This window comes from Lentzea sp. NPDC004782 (assembly GCF_040609115.1).
Taxonomy (GTDB): Bacteria; Actinomycetota; Actinomycetes; order Mycobacteriales; family Pseudonocardiaceae; genus Lentzea.
On record NZ_JBEXJN010000005.1, the window covers coordinates 82,499 to 101,507 of the forward strand.

General features: G+C 65.8%; 22 protein-coding genes and 1 pseudogene. 2 read left to right on the forward strand and 21 right to left on the reverse strand.

Annotation, left to right across the window (positions count from 1 at the left end; all coding sequences use genetic code 11):
* Window positions 1-718: 718 nt before the first annotated feature.
* Together ABZV40_RS06540 and ABZV40_RS06545 are read left to right on the forward strand one after the other, a co-directional pair.
* Window positions 719-1,375: pseudogene (locus ABZV40_RS06540) on the forward strand (C40 family peptidase); the annotation flags it as partial.
* Window positions 1,376-1,754: 379 nt separating this feature from the next.
* Window positions 1,755-4,403, forward strand: a complete 2,649-nt coding sequence (locus ABZV40_RS06545; protein WP_355436808.1) for a helix-turn-helix domain-containing protein — start codon at window positions 1,755-1,757, stop codon at window positions 4,401-4,403.
* A 33-nt stretch (window positions 4,404-4,436) separates the two neighbouring features.
* Here ABZV40_RS06545 and ABZV40_RS06550 read toward each other — a convergent pair whose 3' ends face one another.
* From ABZV40_RS06550 to ABZV40_RS06650, 21 genes are all read right to left on the reverse strand, one after another.
* Complete coding sequence (locus tag ABZV40_RS06550) at window positions 4,437-4,715, reverse strand: hypothetical protein (RefSeq protein WP_030472504.1); 279 nt, start codon at window positions 4,713-4,715, stop codon at window positions 4,437-4,439.
* Window positions 4,716-4,911: 196 nt separating this feature from the next.
* Window positions 4,912-5,697: a YgjP-like metallopeptidase domain-containing protein gene (locus tag ABZV40_RS06555; RefSeq protein WP_355436811.1), complete on the reverse strand. Its 786-nt coding sequence runs from the start codon at window positions 5,695-5,697 to the stop codon at window positions 4,912-4,914.
* Window positions 5,694-6,572, reverse strand: a complete 879-nt coding sequence (gene dprA / locus ABZV40_RS06560; RefSeq protein WP_355436814.1) for a DNA-processing protein DprA — start codon at window positions 6,570-6,572, stop codon at window positions 5,694-5,696. Before dprA ends, ABZV40_RS06555 begins: the two co-directional genes overlap by 4 nt.
* Before the next feature lie 65 nt (window positions 6,573-6,637).
* Entirely contained in the window at window positions 6,638-7,438 is an 801-nt protein-coding gene (locus tag ABZV40_RS06565) for a hypothetical protein (protein ID WP_355436817.1), read from the reverse strand.
* A 43-nt stretch (window positions 7,439-7,481) separates the two neighbouring features.
* A complete protein-coding gene (locus ABZV40_RS06570) occupies window positions 7,482-8,801 on the reverse strand; it encodes a hypothetical protein (protein WP_355436820.1) in 1,320 nt (439 codons plus the stop codon).
* Between the two features lie 48 nt (window positions 8,802-8,849).
* Window positions 8,850-9,377 carry a hypothetical protein gene (locus ABZV40_RS06575; RefSeq protein ID WP_355436822.1) on the reverse strand — a complete coding sequence of 176 codons (528 nt, stop codon included), beginning with the start codon at window positions 9,375-9,377 and terminating at the stop codon, window positions 8,850-8,852.
* Window positions 9,378-9,501: 124 nt separating this feature from the next.
* Entirely contained in the window at window positions 9,502-9,693 is a 192-nt protein-coding gene (locus ABZV40_RS06580; protein ID WP_355436826.1) for a hypothetical protein, read from the reverse strand.
* Window positions 9,694-9,821: 128 nt separating this feature from the next.
* A complete protein-coding gene (locus tag ABZV40_RS06585) occupies window positions 9,822-10,622 on the reverse strand; it encodes a DUF2399 domain-containing protein (protein ID WP_355437142.1) in 801 nt (266 codons plus the stop codon).
* Window positions 10,598-10,849 (reverse strand): DUF4365 domain-containing protein, encoded by a 252-nt coding sequence (locus ABZV40_RS06590; protein ID WP_355436829.1) that lies wholly within the window; start codon window positions 10,847-10,849, stop codon window positions 10,598-10,600. The genes ABZV40_RS06585 and ABZV40_RS06590 overlap by 25 nt, the downstream gene beginning before the upstream one ends.
* Window positions 10,850-11,089: 240 nt before the next feature.
* Window positions 11,090-11,521 (reverse strand): hypothetical protein, encoded by a 432-nt coding sequence (locus tag ABZV40_RS06595; RefSeq protein WP_030472512.1) that lies wholly within the window; start codon window positions 11,519-11,521, stop codon window positions 11,090-11,092.
* A 116-nt stretch (window positions 11,522-11,637) separates the two neighbouring features.
* On the reverse strand, window positions 11,638-12,021 hold the full coding sequence (locus tag ABZV40_RS06600) for a hypothetical protein (RefSeq protein WP_030472513.1): 384 nt from the start codon (window positions 12,019-12,021) through the stop codon (window positions 11,638-11,640).
* Between the two features lie 77 nt (window positions 12,022-12,098).
* Complete coding sequence (locus ABZV40_RS06605; RefSeq protein ID WP_355436832.1) at window positions 12,099-12,899, reverse strand: hypothetical protein; 801 nt, start codon at window positions 12,897-12,899, stop codon at window positions 12,099-12,101.
* 5 nt (window positions 12,900-12,904) lie between these two features.
* Window positions 12,905-13,462 (reverse strand): hypothetical protein, encoded by a 558-nt coding sequence (locus ABZV40_RS06610; protein ID WP_355436836.1) that lies wholly within the window; start codon window positions 13,460-13,462, stop codon window positions 12,905-12,907.
* A 31-nt stretch (window positions 13,463-13,493) separates the two neighbouring features.
* Complete coding sequence (locus tag ABZV40_RS06615; protein WP_355436839.1) at window positions 13,494-14,081, reverse strand: hypothetical protein; 588 nt, start codon at window positions 14,079-14,081, stop codon at window positions 13,494-13,496.
* 158 nt (window positions 14,082-14,239) lie between these two features.
* A complete protein-coding gene (locus ABZV40_RS06620; RefSeq protein ID WP_355436842.1) occupies window positions 14,240-15,115 on the reverse strand; it encodes a hypothetical protein in 876 nt (291 codons plus the stop codon).
* Between the two features lie 57 nt (window positions 15,116-15,172).
* The gene (locus ABZV40_RS06625; RefSeq protein WP_355436845.1) at window positions 15,173-15,742 is read right to left on the reverse strand and encodes a hypothetical protein; all 570 of its coding nucleotides are present in this window, start codon (window positions 15,740-15,742) and stop codon (window positions 15,173-15,175) included.
* A 195-nt stretch (window positions 15,743-15,937) separates the two neighbouring features.
* Window positions 15,938-16,246: a hypothetical protein gene (locus ABZV40_RS06630; protein WP_355436848.1), complete on the reverse strand. Its 309-nt coding sequence runs from the start codon at window positions 16,244-16,246 to the stop codon at window positions 15,938-15,940.
* A gap of 47 nt (window positions 16,247-16,293) precedes the next feature.
* Window positions 16,294-16,593 carry a hypothetical protein gene (locus tag ABZV40_RS06635; RefSeq protein ID WP_355436851.1) on the reverse strand — a complete coding sequence of 100 codons (300 nt, stop codon included), beginning with the start codon at window positions 16,591-16,593 and terminating at the stop codon, window positions 16,294-16,296.
* Between the two features lie 23 nt (window positions 16,594-16,616).
* On the reverse strand, window positions 16,617-17,432 hold the full coding sequence (locus ABZV40_RS06640; RefSeq protein WP_355436854.1) for a hypothetical protein: 816 nt from the start codon (window positions 17,430-17,432) through the stop codon (window positions 16,617-16,619).
* Between the two features lie 15 nt (window positions 17,433-17,447).
* On the reverse strand, window positions 17,448-17,735 hold the full coding sequence (locus ABZV40_RS06645; RefSeq protein WP_355436857.1) for a hypothetical protein: 288 nt from the start codon (window positions 17,733-17,735) through the stop codon (window positions 17,448-17,450).
* Between the two features lie 16 nt (window positions 17,736-17,751).
* Window positions 17,752-18,141, reverse strand: coding sequence for a hypothetical protein (locus ABZV40_RS06650; protein ID WP_156094312.1), 390 nt, complete (start codon window positions 18,139-18,141; stop codon window positions 17,752-17,754).
* Window positions 18,142-19,009 lie beyond the last annotated feature (868 nt).

Below are 19,009 nucleotides of genomic sequence, written 5' to 3' on the forward strand. Positions count from 1 at the left end.
GCGAGACGACGCGCACCTTCGAAAAGGTCCCCCCACGGCTTTCCGTCACCCAACCCGACCCTGGCATGGTCCTAGAAGTTCGTCAAGCACTACAACCTCCATAAGGCCAAGCATGTGATTGGCTCCGCAAAGGTTTCCAAGCAATGCGGAATGTCTACGCCAATCAGCTCTTGAAGTGAGAGCAAATGGAGTATGCGGGCGGCGTGCAGCTGAACGGTCATGGTCAGGCAGCCGTACCTGGGGCATCCAAGCACGGTGTCGACCTGCTCGACTCGGGCGGGGCGGGTGCACGGTATCGGGAAGCGGTCGCAGGACCGACGTGATCCACCTCGCCAACATGGTGGGTCGCACGCCTCGCCATCACAAACCCAGCCCGAAGGTGAGCACCTGCCAACGGAAGAACCGTTGCAGGAGTGGGCATGGCGACCGACAGTTCGTGTCGAGGTCGAGATAGCGAACGCACCGGTAGAGAGACGTCTTATCGTTGCGCGTGTCAGCACCGCCTGAGCGGTCATCCACCTCGACGTGAACCGTGCTGAACACAACCGTGTCGTCAGCCGAGATCGGCCTTACGACAGTCCGAGGTGGACAGATCACAAGTCAGCGGCACAAGCCGCACCTTCGCCAGGTGCGCTATCAAGGCCCACGTTCCTAACGTTCCTCGGCCCGTCATGCGGTCTCGACCAGCAACAGCTACTTCGAGCACTAGATAACTCGCGGGCCTATGCAGTTCTTGCAGTCCACATTCGACGGCGTCGTCGCCCGCCACCCATTGCCCGCAGGCGGCGCCACACCACCATCCCGGTACAACCCGCATGACGCGATCTACGCAGCGGCCTACTACCTCTGCGACTCGGGAGCACCCAAGGACCTGCGCAAGGCGATCTTCGCCTACAACCACGCCGACTGGTACGTCGACGAAGTTCTTGCACAAGCCAAGAAATACAGCGACACCCTAGTCGGCACCGGCGACTGCAACAACATCCAGGCGCCCAGTACCGCCACAGCCATCGCTATCAAGTTCGCCTGTGAGCAACTCGGCGAACCCTACGTGTGGGGCGGTAACGGGGAAGTTGGTTGGGACTGCTCCGGTCTCACCAAGGCCGCTTACGCCGCCGCAGGAATCCATATTCACCGGCACACCCAGGACCTCTACAACGCCGGACCGCTGGTCCCCAGCGGGCAGCCACTCATGCCTGGAGATCTGGTCCTCTACGGCACACCGCCCAACGTCCACCACGTCGGCCTGTACATCGGTGCCGGCAAGATGGTGCACGCGCCGACGTTCGGCCAGCCGGTCCAGGTCAGCAACTACCGTTGGAGCGGAGACGACTATCTCGCAGCCAGTCGCCCGGCCATCGAATCTCGTGTCTAAAGTGGACATTACTAGCGTGACTCTTCGTCCCTGGGAAGTTCAGGAGCGACGGCCCGGCGGTTGCGAACTGAGGTCACGAGGTTGGTTACGGCCGTGGCCAGCGCGAGCAGGTTGCCCGCCGCTTGAACAAGATCGAGCCACTGCCTCATCACGTTCTCCCACATGTCGAGTGAGCCCCCGTAGGGCTCGGCTTCAACTCGGGACGAGTCCAACAGCCGGCACAGCCGTCCGGCCATGCCGACGGAGGGAACTCGGAGGAAGTCCCGCTCGTCGTCCCGCCGATGACCTACGGCTGCTCGTGCGAAGGCGCCAGCTTCTACTCTGGTCGTCGGAGGCAGGTTGGCGGGCGTCGGAGGGCGGCGCGATGGTCGGGGGCAGCATGGCGGAGCGGGAGACGCCGATAGTCGGCGATCCGGTACTCGTCAACACGGCCGCGGAACTGTCCGCCTGCCTCGACGGACTGCGCCGCAGACGAGGACTGTCGTATGAGGCCATGGAGCAGGCCGCGAGAACGCTACGTCCTCGACCGGGTGAGCCTCGGTATGAGCACCTAGGCAAGTCCACCGTCGGCGAGATCGTGACAGGCCGACGGCTGCCGACTGAGGGCAAGCTCCGAACCTTCTTGACGATCTGCCAAATACCACGCGTGGACCAGGTGCAGTGGCGTGCCGCATGGGAACGCGCCCGTGCTGCCGATCTGACAAAGCCAGATCGAGCAGTGCGGGTGCAAGACGCGCAGCCACGGCATATCGGCGTGCACGCGGCCATCCAGGTCCCCGGAACCAGTGATGACCTGCCGACCTACATTCCCCGCGAGATCGACGACGCTCTCCGAGCCGAGTTGACCACCGCAATGGTCAGCGGCTGCTTTCTGTTGTTGGTCGGCGGATCGTCGGTCGGCAAGACGCGGACGCTGTATGAAGCTGTGCTCAGCGTGATGCCTGACTGGTGGCTGGTCCAGCCAGCGGACGCTGAGGAGATCTCAGCCGCTGCTGCCGCGCCGACCGCCCGTACCGTGCTGTGGCTGGACGAGTTGCAGCGCTACCTCGGTGGCGAGAACGGCTTGACAGCAGCCTGCCTACGGACCCTCGTCCGGGCCGGAGTGGTCGTGGTCGGCACGCTCTGGCCTGACGAATATGCGACCAGGACTGCGCTGCGTTCGGAGGGCACGGAAGATCCGCATGCCCGCGATCGGGAACTGCTGGACATGGCGCGCGTGATCGACGTCGCCGACACCTTCACCGCGGTGGAGAACCGGAACGCCCGAACCGCGGCAAAGTCTGATCTGCGTATCCGGGCTGCGCTGGATAGCAGCGATGGCGGCCTCACCCAGGTGTTGGCCGCCGGCCCGGAGATGGTCAGGCGCTGGGAGCAGGCCCCTGATCCATACGGCCGTGCGGTGCTCACCGTGGCGATAGACGCCCGACGTGTGGGAGTGACCTCTCCACTCACCGAAGATGTCGTGGCCGCGGCCGTACCGGGCTACCTGACCCCGGCCCAACGTGCCACGGCCCCAGCCGATTGGCTGCAACGCGCGCTCACCTACGCGACGACACACCTCCATGGCGCGGCGGCTGCCCTCAGCCCTGTGCCCGGAGACACCATGGGTCAGACGGCGGGATACATGGCGTCCGACTTCCTATTCCAGCACGCGCGACGGGTTCGTCGAACCTCCCCGATCCCCACGACGGCGTGGCAAAGCCTCGTCGGCTACGTCACCGACTTCGACGACATGTATCGCCTGGCGGATAGCGCCTACAAGCGCGGGCTTTACCGCTATGCCGAACCGGTCTACCGACGGATAGTCGATGGTCGTCCGTGGTTTGCGATTGCGGCCCACCGTCTGACCAAGATGTTGGACCGGCAGGGCCGTGTGGACGAGGCAGCCACGCTCTTGCGTGCACTCGGCGGCTACGATGCCGCGCAGGCGCTGGCACACGTCCTCAGCGCACACGGCCGGACTGATGACGCCATCAAGGTCCTCAGTCCCTGGGTCGATGCTGAGGAGGAAGGCCGCTACGCGGCGTGGGTCCTCGCGGAGCTGTATGCCGAACAGGGTCGTGACGTAGAAGCTATTGAGCTCCTTCTACCGGTCGGCTACTTCGACAGCGACGAGGATCCCGACCGACTCTCCGATACCCTGCGCGCCCGCCTGCTGGCCAAATTGGGTCGGCTCGACGAACTCCGTGAATGCGCCGAAGAGGACAGCATCGCCGCAGAGCAGCTCATTCAAACGCTTGTCAGGCAGGGAGATCTCGAAGGTGCGCTCAGCTTCCTGCGTGACGTCATACGATCACCTCTGAGTGACGGCTGGGTCATCGACAGGCATGCACAGTTGCTGGCTGAACACGGCCGTGCCGACGAGGTCCTCGACTCGGACGACTGGGAGTTCTGGCCGTCTCTGGAGGTGCAAGTCGAGCTCTATGCCGAGCAGGGCAGGTTCGATCAAGTCGACCGTCTGGTCGACATCGTCAGGGAACATGCAGATTCCCCACTCAGCGATCTACCTGGTTTGCTGGCCTCCCTCGGCAGATTCGACGAGTTGTACGCCAGAGCCCAGGCGGGAGAGGACAGGGCGGCGACGAAGTTGGCTGAAGTCCTTCAGGACAAGGAACACACAGCCAGCGCTGCCGTCTTCCTTCGTACTCACGGCACCGATGTACTGCGCGATCTCGCGGAACTGCTAGGGCGCAGCGACTACGTCGCCGAAGGCATCGACCTCTTACAACACCAAGCCACTGCAGCCGGAATGCTCGGCACTGATGAGCATGCGCAGACTTTGGTTGGCTTCGCCGAGCGCTACGCCGAGCTCAACAAACTTCGTGCGGAGGCTGACGCCGGTGACCATCAAGCAGCTGCCGAGCTCACCAGAATCCTGCTGGCATTGCGTGATGTCGACGGTTTGCGTGCCGAGTCGCGCGCAGGAACGGAATGGTCATTCCTGCGTTTGATCGAAGCTCTGGTGGCCCTGGGACGACACGAGGAAGCTGACCAGGTGCGTAGATTCGGCTTCCCCACTGACGAATGACCGCGCTAAGGCCACCAGCCTTCGCTGCGGCGCTTAGGATTCGTCGCTGTCGTCGCCTTCGAGCAGTTTGTACACGTTGCTGCGCTGCATGCCGACTTCCTTGGAAATCCGCAAACGGGGCACCCCGGCAGCATCCGCGGCGAGCACAGCCTTGCGGCGCTTCTTGCGGGCCTCTCGCTGCTTTGCGAGCAGCCCGTTGATCTTCTCTTCAAGCTCGGCCTGCTGAGTGCGGGCGGCTTCCAGTTCCTTCTTGATCCCCTCGACCTCGGCCCGGCTGGCCCGAAGCTGAAGGACTTCCTCGGGGTCGCTCATCAGGGAGCCTCTCTCGCGTGGCGTCGTTGTGTCGTACGCGACGACACGGCGTGGTCCGGGTATGTCTATCACACATGTCTATCATTCCGTTTGTGAGGACATCGCGAGGACATCGCGAGGACATCGCGAGGGCGACGTCGGGTGACGTCGCCCTCGCCGAGGTTTGAGCCTGGGCTGGAAGGTAGGGAGCGATCGGCTAGCAGCCGGCGCGCTCCTGGTGGTCCCCGAGCCAGGCGTGCCTGCCGACCTCCGCAAGCTCGGCCTTGCGGTGCTGCCAGTCGGGCATCCACAGGTACATCTGCCGCTTCCAGGCGCGGCCATGAGCTGCTCCGTTGGGCTGGGTGGCGTGGGCCTGTTCGTGGACGAGCACGTACTCGATGAGCCGCATTGGCAGGCCGAACACGGCCCAGTGCAGCGTGGTCGTGTGCTTAGGCGGTATCTCGTAGATGCCCCAGCGGCGTCGTCCGAGGTCGCGCACGGCGTAGCTCAGGCCGGTGATGTGGCCGTCCAGTTCGTACTGGCGTCCTTCGCGGCGCAACCAGGCGAGCCCGACCTGCTGGTACAGCCCGATCACTGCCCGGCGGACCAGCTCTGGCCGCTGGCTTCGCGCGGACAGGACGCCGTCGGACGTGATCAGAGGCAGCTGTGCGGTACCCGCCGGCGAGGCATCGACGAGCTGGAGCCGGTAGCGCCGGCCGAGCAGGTCGAACTCCTCGCCGTCGACGAACTGCTTGACCGCGTGATCCGGGGCCAACCGCGTGGCGCTCTCGACCTTCTCGGCGATCCATCGACGATGGCTGCCGACAAACCACGCAACCTGCTCCGGGGCGACCGTCGGCGGGATCAGCACGGCGACACCGCCTCCCGGATTGACTTGAATGCCGGTCTTGCGCCGTCGTGGACGGATGGCCACCTCGACCTGCCACTCGGGCGGCAGATCGAGGGCGGCCAGGGCGGCCCGGAAGGCGTCAGGGCCGGTCATCGCACTCCCTCCTGGTAGTTGATGTGCTCGACCGAGCTGGCCACCGTCGCCGCGCCGGTGCGCAGCAACTCGTTCACGCCCTTCGACGTCACGGAGTGGATCGAGCCCGGCACGCCGTAGACCCGGCGGCCGAGTTCTCCAGCGGCACGGGCGACGGCGAGGGCCCCGCTGCGGTGTCCTGCTTCGACGATGACGGTCGCCGCGGTGAGAGCAGCCAGTAGCCGGCACCGCGCGTGGAACCGGATGCGGGCGGGTGGTGTGCCGATCGGGTACTCGCTGACCAGCAGTCCGCCCTGCTCGATGACGGTCTGGTAGAGCCGTGCGTGCTGGTGCGGATGGGTGAGGTCGACGCCGTTGGCGAGTACGACGATCGTCCGGCCGTCAGCAGCCAGTGCGCTGCGGTGCGCCTCCTCGTCCACGCCGAGGCCGCCGCCGCTGACGACGGTCACTCCGGCGCGGGCGAGCTCGTAGCCGAGGTCCGCGGCGATCGTGTTTCCGTACGCCGAGGAGGCACGTGCGCCGGTGACCGTGACGGCGAGGCTGGTGAGCTCGGCCAATGAGCCGCTACCGCGCACCCACAGCGCGAGCGGGACGCCGAGGCTGGCCAGGCCGGTCAGCCGCCCGAGCGGCCAGTCGCCGTCTTCGGGCGTGAGCAAGCGCGCCGTGCCGTCGTCGAGGGCGCGCAGGTCGTCGTCGATCTGGGCTTCGGGCCGGGTGATCTCGCTGAGCACGGCGGTGGGGGCGGTGCGGTGCCGGATGTGCGCGAGGGCGTCGACCGGCCCGTGGACGGCGGCGTACTGGTGGATGGCGGGTGCTGGTGGTTCGGCTGCGCGCAGCAGGAACAGCCTGGCGTGCAGTTCATCGCGTGAAGGCATGGTCACACTCCCGGATGGGTTTGGTGGGTCGGTGGGGTTCCGCGCCGTGGCCGGTGCTGGTCCGGTTAGGGCTCGGTGCGGTCGTGCAGTGGGATGGGCAGGAGGTGGCCGATCAGCTCGCGCCAGCGGGAATCGCCGGTGTGGATGTGAGCTCCGGAGGCCATGAACCACTTGCCGGGCGGGGCATCGGCCGGGCGCGCGACGTAGCGGCCGTACTGGAACAGCAGGTAGACGCCCGGCGCGTCGTCCGAGGGTTCGAAGATCCGGGCGAAGGCGGGCAGCGTCCGGTCTTCTCCGACGCCGAGGATGGTCACGTAGCGGACGCGGGAGGACAGGCCGTTGTTCGGGCAGTGGATCGGGCCGGTCAGGATCTCCGCGCGCAGTCCCTTCCGGACGACCGGGACCTCGATGACGCCGTCCCCGAGTTCGGGGATCTGGTCGAGTTCCGTGATGCCCCAGGGTGTCTCGGTGTAGGCATCCAGGAGCCGGTAGGCCGGGAGGTAGTCGGCGCCATGGCGCACAGTGGCTTTGGCCTCGGCGGGCAGCCGGGTCAGTACCGTCTCGCGCAGGCGTTGTATCCAGGCGTGCGCTTCGCTGGTGTGCCAGCCGATCGTGCCGCTGGTCTGGTACTCGTAGCACTCCAGGAGGCACAGCGCCGCGATCGGATGCAGCGGCCGGTCGGTCACCGTCGCGGCGTAGTCCGGCGGCTTACCGTCGTCCTGCTCGATGTCGCGGTGGGGTTGGTGCTGCTGGAGCAGCATCTGGCCGACCGGAGTGCGGTCGTCGAAGACGCCGATCAGGCCGAATTGCAGGCCGGCGTTGACGAGTCCGTCGATGTGCGCAGGGTGCAGGTCGAACCGAGACATGGCGGTATCCCTTCGAGAAGAGCGGAAATTTCCGGTGAGTGGTTCAGGCCGCGTTGCTACGGCCCTGGCCCTCGACGAGGGCTTGCTGCACGACGGCGACGGCCGTGTCGACGCGGCGTTCCAGCCGGGCCAGCGGCTCGTCGGTGTGGTCGGTCCAGGCGTCGGCGAAGCTGTCGAGCTCCTTGTCCTGCGCTTGGGCGGGAGCGACCGTGTAGAACTCCTCCTGGGTCGGATAGGTCTCGTCGCCGCGCCTGCGGAGCCACAGCCGGGGGTGGGTATCTCGATCGCCATTGCGGGCCGGTGCTCCGGCGATCTCCTCGTTCTTCGTCAGCGGGATGTCGACGAGCCGGCTGACTTCGGTCAGCGCGGTGTGGACGGTGCGGTGTCCACCGAGCAGGACGCTGTCCACGGATCGGGCAGCGTTGGCCGGCGCGTAGTAGAGCCGGCGTACGCGGTAGATGGCCCACGGCATCGTCTTCATGCGGCTGACGGCGAGGGTGATGGGCTCGGTCACCTCGTCACGGCGCAGTCGGGTGATCAGTGACTTGCCGGGCCCGAACAGGCCGGATCGGGGGTTGAGGGCCAGACAGACGTACTCGTCGATGATGTGCTGTGCCGCTTCGGTTGGGAGCGCGGCGAACCGTGCGAGTTGCTCGGGCCAGCCGGATTTGTTGCCAGCGTAGGGACAGTGTCGGCAGCAACTTTTCGGCCACGCTACGCCGAGTTTGCGGTACAGGTAGCCGAGGCAGTCCTTTCGGCTCCATCCCCATTCGTAGATCGGGTATGTCGGGATGCGTTGTCCGCCCATGGAATACGCAAAGTCGCGCGTGATCCTGGTTCCCTCGTGAACGTTGAACCCGATCGCATGGATGTAGGGCCGGTCGCCGAACTCGTTGGCACGCCACGCATCCTGCGGTGCACCCTTCGCCTTTTGGCTGCACTTCCGGACTCCGCCGAGCTGCGGCATGGTGCCGGTGACGCGGTTCTCGCGGGAAAGCTTGTACACTCCGTCGAGGTGCAGCCGATACGGCTGCCGGGTGTCCTGAAGTACAGCGACACCATCCTTTTTGGTCGGACCTTTGCGGGCGACTTCGACCAGGCGAATGTTGTGCTTGCGGAGCAACGGAAGGACGTACTGCTGCACAAGTCTTCCGGTCGTGCTCCACTCGTCTCCGGTCTGGGCGATGACGACGACCAGATTGGAGAAGTCCGTCGCGATCGTGTCAGGTCGAGCGGACGGGTCGGTGAGCATGCGGAGGATTCCGGCTGTTGATTCCGCGCCCATCCCGTACGACCAGACATAGGGCATCAGATCGAGGGGCCTGATGGTTGTTCGTGTCCTCCTTTGCATGTTGCCCTCCATGGTGATGTCGTTGCCCGGCAGGCGATCCGCGTGGGTCGCCTGCGGGAACTAGAAGATGTTCGACAGACGCCAGGTGATGGGCCGGATACGCAGGGCCCGTGTGCCGGCGTAGGAAGCGGCGACGTTGCAGTGGTCGGTGATGACTCGATAGCCGGCGAGCCACACGGCGAACCACGGTTCGGCAGCAGCGCCTTGGCGGCCCGACGCGTCGGGCGCCGGCAGCATGTTCGTATCCAGGCGCGGCGGGGACGAGCGGTAGTGATCCAGTCGTCCGCCGATCATCGGGCAGGACTCGCTGGTGTACGCGGCGCACCACGGGTGTAGTGCTGGCTCGCTCGTGCACTGCCGTGGTAGGTCGGACAGGCGCATCATCAGCACGGCGCGGTGCTCCAGTGGCCGACCGCATACTCCGCACCACCGGTTGAGCAAGGCGCGGCCCATCCGAACGCGGTCGACCGAGCCGAACAGGTATCGACCGTTGGCCGTGCGGAGTGTGATCCAGGGCACGACCAGTCCGCCCACGGTCGGGAGGTGCTGTAGCGACAACGGGATCGGGGGCACGATGACGTCGTTCATGATCCTTTCTCCTGTCTCCATGGGTTCATGGCGTCGCGCACGCACGCGAAGGCCCGTGCGCGACGCTGAAGGTGGGTGAATGACGGCCAGGCGACTTGCCCGCGTCGAGTTCGGCTGCCGGCTGTCAGGCGGCGCGTGACGTGGTGTCGCGTGCGCACCCGTTGGTGTGGCTGCCGATGCTGACTTCGAGCCGCACGGTTTGGTTGTGGCAGCGGTACAAGGCGCGCGGGTCGAGCCAGTCGGTGTCCCGGTTGTCGTCCGGCGCGAGGCCGACGGCGGTAGGTACACCGAGATCAGCATCGGTGTCGGTGAACAACGTGCCGGCGCCGAGCGTGGATCTCCTCGCCGACCGAGGGCGTGGAGGGTGCGAGGGACCGCACGATGTCGCCACAGTTGGCAGCTTCGTCCTTCTCGCGCTATAGCACGATGTTTCCCGCCGGAGCGTCAGTCGGCGAGTTCACCGAGCATCTGCGGGAGGCAGTCTTCCTCAAACCTCGCGTTGCCAACCAATCCGTGCGGGCACCACTGTTCGAAGCGAACGCTGCGCATGAACAAGGAGTCCGCGATGCGATGTCCGGTCGAGTCGTGATCGACGTGGACCCGCAGCCGTGCGCCACAGGCACCGAGGCCGATCAAAAGGTACTCGACAGCAAGGGTAGGAAACCCGTTCAGCAACACGATCGGTTGGCAGTTGGCGCCAAGCTGAGCAACGGCTGTGTCGAGCACCATGCCGTTTTCGCAGACATAAACGGTCGTGTCGGCTGGCACGCTCCAAATGCCTCGGAGCTTGTCCATGTCAAGAGTGACAGCGCTCTCTGGGCTCTCGTTGACCGACGCGACCGCAGGCGCATCACCGGTCAACGGCAGTCGATACGTTCGGACGGCCGAAGCTCCACTGCGTGACGGGTTCGCCGCTTCGCCCATGAACAGTTGCCAGAGTTGTTCCGTGGGCAGCACCGGCACGCCCGCGACACCGCACATCGCTATGGTCTGCAGCGCACGGGATCGTTGGCTGCCGCGGTGCGGTACCCAACGATCGGTGATGGCGCGGATCGTCTCGGCTGCCGAGGCGTCCAGGCGTTGGCCGTCAGGGATGTCGATCTTGAATCCGCGTGGCGTCCACACAGCGGTCTTGTCGTTGACGTGCTGCCAGTGCGCAGTCTTTCGCGTGCGGTCGTAGAGCACGATCAGGACGGGGATGGAGTATTCAAGCCAGCGGGCTAGGTGGTGCTTGTGGCCGTACAGAGTCCAGTACCCAGCTCGACGAAGGTCAGCTGTACGCGCGTGCCGGCCTTGATTTGCAGAGCGATCAGGCGCCCCGTTGGCTGGTCGTTGTCGGCAATCTCGATGATCGCGTCGACTCCCCAGTCCGACTCGTGGTGCTCACGAAACTTCCATCCCAGCCCGTCCAGGACGATGGACGCGACTCCATGAACGCCTGACCGTCCGACCCTGTCCGACGCTGGCCCCATGAACAAACGGTACCGCGCGGGGAGCCGTGGGAGGTGTACGTGGTCAAGGGCGACTCGGCGACCCGCGGCACCGACCCGACTCACCGCCACCATGCGCTGCATCGACGATGCCGACCAGGCAGCAGCCAAGACGTCTGCTCCGGCGGGCTGCTATAGCTGATCATTGGTGCTCGAACGCAGCCGCTGGCTTGTGGAATGGTCCCGGTCGTGTGGCCGGAGGCAACCCGCGGGTTCCTCGTCCTAGCGATCGGCGTCTGGGTTGCACTGTGCCGTGGTGATGTCGCGGTGGTCCGTGCTGCGGTAGTTGGTGTCGCGGTCGGTCGTGGGCGTCCAGCCCAGTGCGGCCAGCAGCGGCCGGATACCGGCCCACCAGCCACCAGGAAGCCGCCGGAAGAGCCATTCCTCGGCGGTGTAACGGTCTAGGTCGGCATTGGGCCGCGGGATCACGATCGAGGTGGGACGTAAGGTGAACAGGTCGATCGTGATCACGAGAGCGCGGAAGGTGGCGCCGGGCGCGGTACCGATCATGCTGGCGCTGGGTGCTGCGTTGATCAGCGTGGCGTGGTACCGGGTGGCGTCACCGGGGGCCCACCAAGCCCAGCGCGGGCGTTCCGTGGGGACGTCGATCTCGGCGATGAGTTGCCGGGCATCGTGAATGTCGTTGGTAGTCATGGCGGTTAGAGCTCCTTCGGATGTGTATCAGCCCATGCAGCGCGATGCCCTCCCCGTGGCGAGTTGGTGCTTGGGAGGGCATCGCGCCGATGTTGCGTTACTGGTTGAGGGAGTGGTCAGGAGTGGCGGTGTCGCCGGCGGGCGTGCTCGACGGCGTTGGTGATCGTGTCGCCGTTGGTCTGCGCGCTCGTGTGCTGGTAGAGCGGCCAGGACCAGACGCAGTCGCGGCCGTCGCAGTAGATGCGGACGTGCCCGTCGTCGTTTTCCTGAAGTACCAAGGGAAGTCGGTGTCGCTCGGGCTCGGGCCGCTGGGGCGTGCAGCCCGATACGGTGAGGCGTGAGCCGTCCTGAAATCCCACGTCGACTCCGCGCTCGGCGAGGTGTTGCACGACGTGGCTGACCAGGTCTTGCGCGTTGACCTTGCCGACGGCCGAGCCGGGCCGAGCGGGATTTTCGAGGTAGTTGTGCACCAGGTCTTCCAGCGTTTCGACCAGAATCATCGGTTGGACCCTTTCGTGGGAAGCGGATGGGTGCGCGGGAAGGGGACGTGGCCGGACGCAGGCGGCAGGTGGCGGCGCTACTTGTATTCGCGCTTCCACCTGGCTTCGACCTTGGGCGCCAGTTCGGCGCGCAGGTCGTCCTCGGTCCGGTCATGCTTTGCAGCCAGGGCGGCCAGGATGAGCCGTGCGTCCTCTTGGTACGCGGCGATGGTGTCCCGATGGTGGGCGATGCTTGCCCTGGTCAGGTACCGGGCGTAGGCCAAGGCGTCCGCGTAGGAGCGGCGGGCCGTGAACTCGGTGTCGATCTGCCCGTATCCCTTGGTGCGCAAGGGGGTTCCGCCGGGTGCGGTGATCGCTTTCGCGGCTTTGGCTTTCGCGCGTTCGGCTTTCTCCGCTTCCCGTGCGAGTTGCTCGGGGGTCTTGATCCGGCTGGGCCGGTTGCGGACGTCGACCGGCGCGCTGGGATAGCACTCGGTGCACGCGGCCTTGCCTGCCTGCTCGACGATCTCGGTCTCGTCGTGCCCGGAGAGTTGGGTGAGCCAGGCGAACTGGGTGGACGGGAAGCAGGTGCGGCACGCCATGGTGCGGTGAACGTGGCCGCCGGTGTTGAGGACCAGCCAGGCGCGGGTCCAGCCGCCCCGGCGTTCGAACTCAGCATCGAGGGGGCGCGCTGCTGCCTCGTACTGTGCGATGGTCTGACGGGCCTGCTCGATCCGGGGCTGCAACTCGATCGCGTACTCGGCCATGCCGTCGCTCACCAAGCTCTGGACGGTGAGCTTGTTGAGGGCGTCCTGGGCCTTGGCGTGCTCGATACCCAACCGGGCGAGCTCTTCGTCGATCTCGGACGGGGTTGCGGTCGTGGGGTCGTTGATGGGCATGGTGTTCACCTCGGAACGGGTTCGGGCCAGGCCGTGTCGGCCAGGCGAGGGCGTGGGAAGGCGTCGCCGGTGCGCCAGGCGCGGACGGCGGGGGCGAGTTCGCTGGTGACGGCGCGGTCGAGGTCGCGGATGTCGATCGCGGTCCGGCCGTTGCGGCGGGCGTCGGCCCACAGGTCGATGACCTTGGTGAGGCTGTCGGCCAGCAGCGCGGTCAGCGCGGCGGGTGGGTAGTCCTCGGCGACCGCGGCCAGCAGCCCGGCCATCTCGGTCAACGGCATGCCGGCGGTGGTGTAGTGGTCGAGCTGGCGAACCGGCAGCGTGACCACGTGCTCGGCTCCGGGCTCGGCACCGGCCAGGGTGACCGTGCCGAGCTGGACGTCGGCGCCGAGTTGGAAGACGTAGACCCAGAAGCCCATGCGGGTGGTCGCGCGGGTGAGCGATCGGCGCGGCAGGTGACGTTCCCGTGCCACGTCGAGCGCCTTGGCGCGGTTGGCGGGCACGGTGAGCACGTCGTCCAGGCAGGCCCGTGACAGGTCGAGGCGGTCGTAGAACTTCATGAACACGCAGGGCTCCTTTCTTTGTGGTGGCGCGGTTTCACGCGCGGGTCTGGGCGAGTGCGCGGGGTGGCAGGGCGGTGGTGGTCCAGCCGTAGAGGTCGAAGACCTGGCGGGCGTGGGTGCGGCAATAGAGGTCGAAGGCGCCGCCCTGGCCGGCGTGGGTGGCGCGGCGATGGCAGTAGCGCGGCGCGCGGCCGTCGCCGAACTCGGTTTGCCAGGTGCACACACGCAGCCGGTGGACGCGGATGACGAGGCCAGGGCCGCCGTTGACGCCGGCCCAGCGGCCTCCGTCGACGTCGGTGGCGTGCCAGACGTAGCGGGTCCACCGTCCGCCGGACGGGGTGTAGGTGCGCCGGCCGACCTGGTGGGCGTCGGCGGGGTCGATCGTGGCCAGGTGCCCGCCGGGCCAGGTGGTCAGCGCATCGCCGACCGAGGACACGTAGGCGACGAAGGTGTTCGCGCGGGTCATCGCGTGGCGTTCGCGGTCGTTCGAGCACGGGTAGCAGCTCGTGGCACCGGTGGTCGGGTCGATCGCGCGGCCGGTGCCGATCCCGGTGGGGTCCGGGGTGGGTGGGTGGCCGCAGTCGAGGACGTCCGCCACGGTGGCGGTGGAGGAGGTGGTCATGGCGGTATCGGTCCCTTCAGGCCGGTAATGGGCGGAATCGGGAAGGCGTAGGTCGGCCGTTCGGCCACCGGAGGCGGCTCGAACGGCCGGAGGTGATCAACGGGGCGCCGGTCGACCGTCGACGGGGACGGCCGACCGGTGGGAAGGAGAGACGGAGGTCAGCGGCAGTGGCCGGTGATCTGGACCAGGTGGGCCATGTCGACCACGGGACCGGCCCAGTAGCGGACGTGGGCCGGTTCGTTGCCGATTCCCCAGATGTAGAGCCGGAAATCGGGGTCGCTCGGGCAGGCCCACACGGAGCGCTGACCGGGCCCGTCGGGCACGGGGGCGCCGTGTTCGTCGCACCGATCATCGACGATCAGGCCCCAGCCCCAGGACGACCGCAGGTGCGCGAACACCCGGACGTACGGGGCGTCGAACGGCACCGTGTGCGCCTTCTGCTGGGCCGCGCCCCATTCGGCCAGTGCGTCCGCGGACAACGGTCGGCGGGAGGTGATCACGGCGCGCACGGTGTCGATGTCGGTGAGTCGGCCGTGGTCGCTGCTGTCCGAGTAGGCCAGCGCGCACGGGCCGGTGAACCACAACGTGATCCACTGCGGGCCGCGATGCCAGCCGCGCGCATAGCCGCGCCGGTCGCCCAGTTCGGTGATCGGGATCGGTGGCAGCACGCCGTCCAGGCCCCGGTCCGGTCGGGGCGTCCACCCGTGTGCGCGGAGATCGTCGTCAATGGTCGGGTAGATCATGTCCGTGGTCCGGGCGCCGGAGTAGCCGCGTGCCGCGCGGCTCAAGGTGTCGGCCAAGCCGTTCATGCGGCCGGTGACGTTGCGCAGGCCCTGCACCGGCATCGGTCGCGAGCTCAGCGCATCGTCGTGCAGGTCGGCCACCTGGCAGCGGAGTTCCTCCGCGAGCCTGGCCAGGCCGGAGAGGCTCGCGGCCTGCACGCGGTTCACCGTCTCCAGGGAGTCGGCCCGTGCGCGTTCCCGGTCGAGTTCCGCGCGCAGTGCGTCCAGCGTGGTCGGGTGGTCGATGGTCATCGTGGATGCTCTCTTTCGCCGGTCGAATTGCGTGAATGTGCGTGATGAGAAAGGGGGTCACTGTTCGGCGAGCACGCGGTCGAGCTGATCAAGGAAGTAGTCGACGTCGGTGTTCGGGCGCATCGCGTCGCCGGAAGGCATCCAGTCGAAGTCGTCGACGTAGTCGGCGCGGTCGGTGTGGTCGAAGGTGTTGACGTAGTCGGTGTGGTCGCATTCGCAGCAGTCCGGCGCGGTGACCGGGTACAACTGGCTTCCGACGTTCCGGGACGCGGTGGCCAGCGCGCGGTCACGGAACGTGGGCGCGGTATAGGTGGCAATCGCGATGACCACGCGAGCGGCCGGGAATCGGGCGAACAACTCGGCCAACACGTCGTAATGGGCGTGCCAGCACGCGGAAATCGTGCGGCGCCTGCCGTTCGGGCCGGTGCCCTTGCCGAACGCGGATGCGCTCCCCTTGGCACCACAACCGGCCGTGTCGGTGGCGCGGAGAGTGAATGTCGCGCGTAGGCCGGCGCGGTTGCTGCGATCCTCGCCCGTGCGCACCGCGATGTTTCCGTCGTAGAGCGCGCTGGACACGTCGCGTACGACGCTGTGAATATCGTTGATGGACACGCCGTACACGAACATGGTTGAACTCCTTTACTGATTCGGGAAACAGTGGTGATGACGTGCGCGCGGACGAGTCGAACAATCCGCAACGGAAAGCCGAGCCGTTGCAACCGTTGCGCGCGGGTGAGAGCTGCGCGGCGCCCGTCCTGAACGGGCGCCGAGACACGCGGCTGTTTATCAGTGAAATTTTCGGGAATGCGCTGGACGATTGCGCTAGATCCAGGAATCGACTCGGCGGACCGTGGCGCCGCACTTATTGGCGACGTACTCCGCAGCGTCCGCCAGGTCCGAAAATCGGTACCGGTAGGCGGACAGCGGCACCGGACCGGCCGCGCCGTCGGTGGACTCGATACGCCAACGTCCGCGCGGTGCGCGCTCGCAGGCGACAAACGCACACCCATCGCGCGTGAATGCGACCGCGCTATCGGCGTCCTGTTCGCCGTACGTATCGTCTGTCATGACGTAGCCGTTTTGGGCGTACTGAAAGTGAAGCTCTACGACGTTGTCCGCGTCGGTGAACATGTGATCTCCCTTGACGTTGGCCGATCGGTCGGTTACGTGCGCGGGTTTCAGGCCCAGCGCGGTTGAAATTCGTCGCGCAGTCCGTCAAAGGTCCACGCGCGGAAAATGCGGAACTGTCCGCAACGCACGCGGACGTGTGCGCGCGGGACAGAGCCACTCGGGGTGAATGTGGCGTGTTCGCCACGGCGGTAGGCGCCGCGCGTGGCGGTGACCAACACGGCGATTTCGCCGCGCGGGGTGTACCCGGTCACCTTGGCCGGCACGAGTCCGGAAAAACTGTCAAGGAAGATAAGATCACCGATCCGAATAACGGTCATCCGAATCGAATGGCGTTGCGTGTTAGTCATCGTGAGACCTCACTCGGGATGCGTTAGGCGGCGGACTGGTAACCCGTGCCGGGGCAATTGGCGAGATGGGGCAGGTAGACGGTTCGGAAGTCGTTCCACGCGCGTTCGGAATTCGCGCGGGCCCGGTTGCGTCCACGGTCCAGCCGGTTGGGGCCGCGCCGTTGTTCGGCTTCCTGGTTGAGCCGTTGACGGGCGAGCCAGGTCATGGCCTGCACCTGGTGTGCCGAGACCCGTTCTCCCGTGCGCGCGGAGATCAGCTCCACGGCACGGCGGTACAGGCTCACCACGTGGTCGTACTGCCGACGGGAAACCGTTCCGTCCTTGCGACGGAACCCGTTCACCGGCGCGGAGTCGTACTCCTCGGAGGTGAGCGCGCGACCGTGCGCCACCGACAGCGCGTGCCGGTCGATCACCACGCGCGGGTCATCCGGGTCCTGATCTCCGCCGAACTCGATCAGGTGGGCAAAGTCGCGGATCTTGGGACCGTTCAGGATGTCCTCATACCGCTCACCGGCGAGCAACCGGTCAGCCGCGCGTTTCTGGCCCGTTGTGGCGAACATCCCGGAACCGGGCCCGCCGATTCCCTTACCCTCGCGCAGTACGCGAGCGGCATTAAGGACGTTGCCGATCCATCCTTGCTGGGGCGAGTAGATCGCGAGCATTCCGGCGCCGAGATGGGCGTCACCATTCGCGATGACGGTAGCCACGTGGTGCGCGTCGGCATACCAACGCATTCCTTGCTCGATTTCGTCGGGTGCGGCCTGTTCCCAGTGCCACACGATGTTTTCGTGACTCACGGGGTGTGCCCGGAACCATGGGTGATCGCTGGGGGCAGGCATGACAAGTCAATCCTTTTAGGTGTGATTCACGGTCACCGGCGAGTCGTCCCACAAGCGGGCCCATCCCGATTGCGCGGGACGCGCGCCGGCCGTTCGTACGTATTTGTCCAGCGCGAGCAATTCGCGTCGCACTTCTCCGACGTCCAATTTCCACAGTTCACGGGAGATCTCATCCCGCGCACGGTCAAGGTCAATCGCGCCCGATGAGGCGAGGGAATACAGGGCGGACGACACGCCGCCGTGCCAATCGGACGCGATACGCCGCGCCTGTCCGTCGCTGATCATGACGATGACTGCACTCATGGTTTGCCTCTTTGATTCACGCCGCTACTGTGACCGGAATTGATTCCATGGCGGAAAAATCGAAAATGGCGAGCTGTGCGGTTTCCCGCGCGAGTGTCATTGCCTCGGACAGGTCTGCGGTCACGACGGAAACGTCCAGGTAGACGCGACCGGTTGCAGGGTCGCGCCATCCGCCGAGAACGCGACCGGGCAGCGAGAGCGCGTCTTTCGCTTGCCCGATGTATTCGTGAAGATCGTTACTGGTCACGGGGCCGTCGAAAACGCGTTCGTGTTCCGGGTGTACGGCAACCGCATAGCCCGTGCCGATGTCGGAACCGTCGTTCGGGTTGACGGAAAAACCGCCGTCAGGAACGGACAGAGCGTCCGCCATGGCGCTAATCCGGGCGGACCAATCGATCAGAGTCATAGTCATGGCGGTACTCCATTTCGTGCGAGAAAAGTGATTGACCAGCAGTGATTCAGGCCAGTTGTGAACTGGCACCGAAACGCGCAACCCTCACCGTTGTGAGATCTCCGCAAAGGGGACACATCCTGTATCCGTGCAATACGGCACTACTCGCATGATGAGGGTTGCGCGTTCCGATGGCACATTCCCTGAATCTCTAAACTGTTGGGATAAGCCGTTATGTCTAGCGCGCAACGCAAGGAACCATGCCCGTAAGGGTTTGGCGTGCTATGGGCAGGCGAGAGCGACGCTCTCAAGCCAGAGAAACCCAATGTCGGCAACCGCCTAAGACAAACCCGAACGCCTACGCATTGCGACGTCTTTCGGTGCTAGACCACCATTGACTTATCTTGGGGACACACCTGTGGCAGGCATGCCATTTATGCGCGCTACTCCGCTCTATAGCAAGAGCTATACAAATGGTGCTGCAAGCGCAGTTACTACACATTCCCTCTCGGAAATGAGCGTTTGGCTACGCGTCGTTCACCATTCCGCTCTGCACGGATTCGCTGCTGACCGCACGGCCCAAGCCGTTGCCCGCGCTATACGGGACTTAAGGTTGTTGTCGTTAGGAAAGTTGCCGTGGTGATCGACTCGCAGGGACGCCGTGCCCTGGTCCTCGTCGCCTCCTTGGTAGCTGTCCTGCTGACATGTCTATTAGACACCTAAGTAGGACACTGCGCAAGAGGAGGGGTCTCTGCCGTGACCTTGCCGTGACCTGATCTTGTAAATGTCCTGGTCAGCCCCCACGTACACGTGGCATCAACACTCGCGCCAACCCGCGCCCTTTGGTTCAGGGACTGCATAGGAAGGGAACAGCCGGCACGAC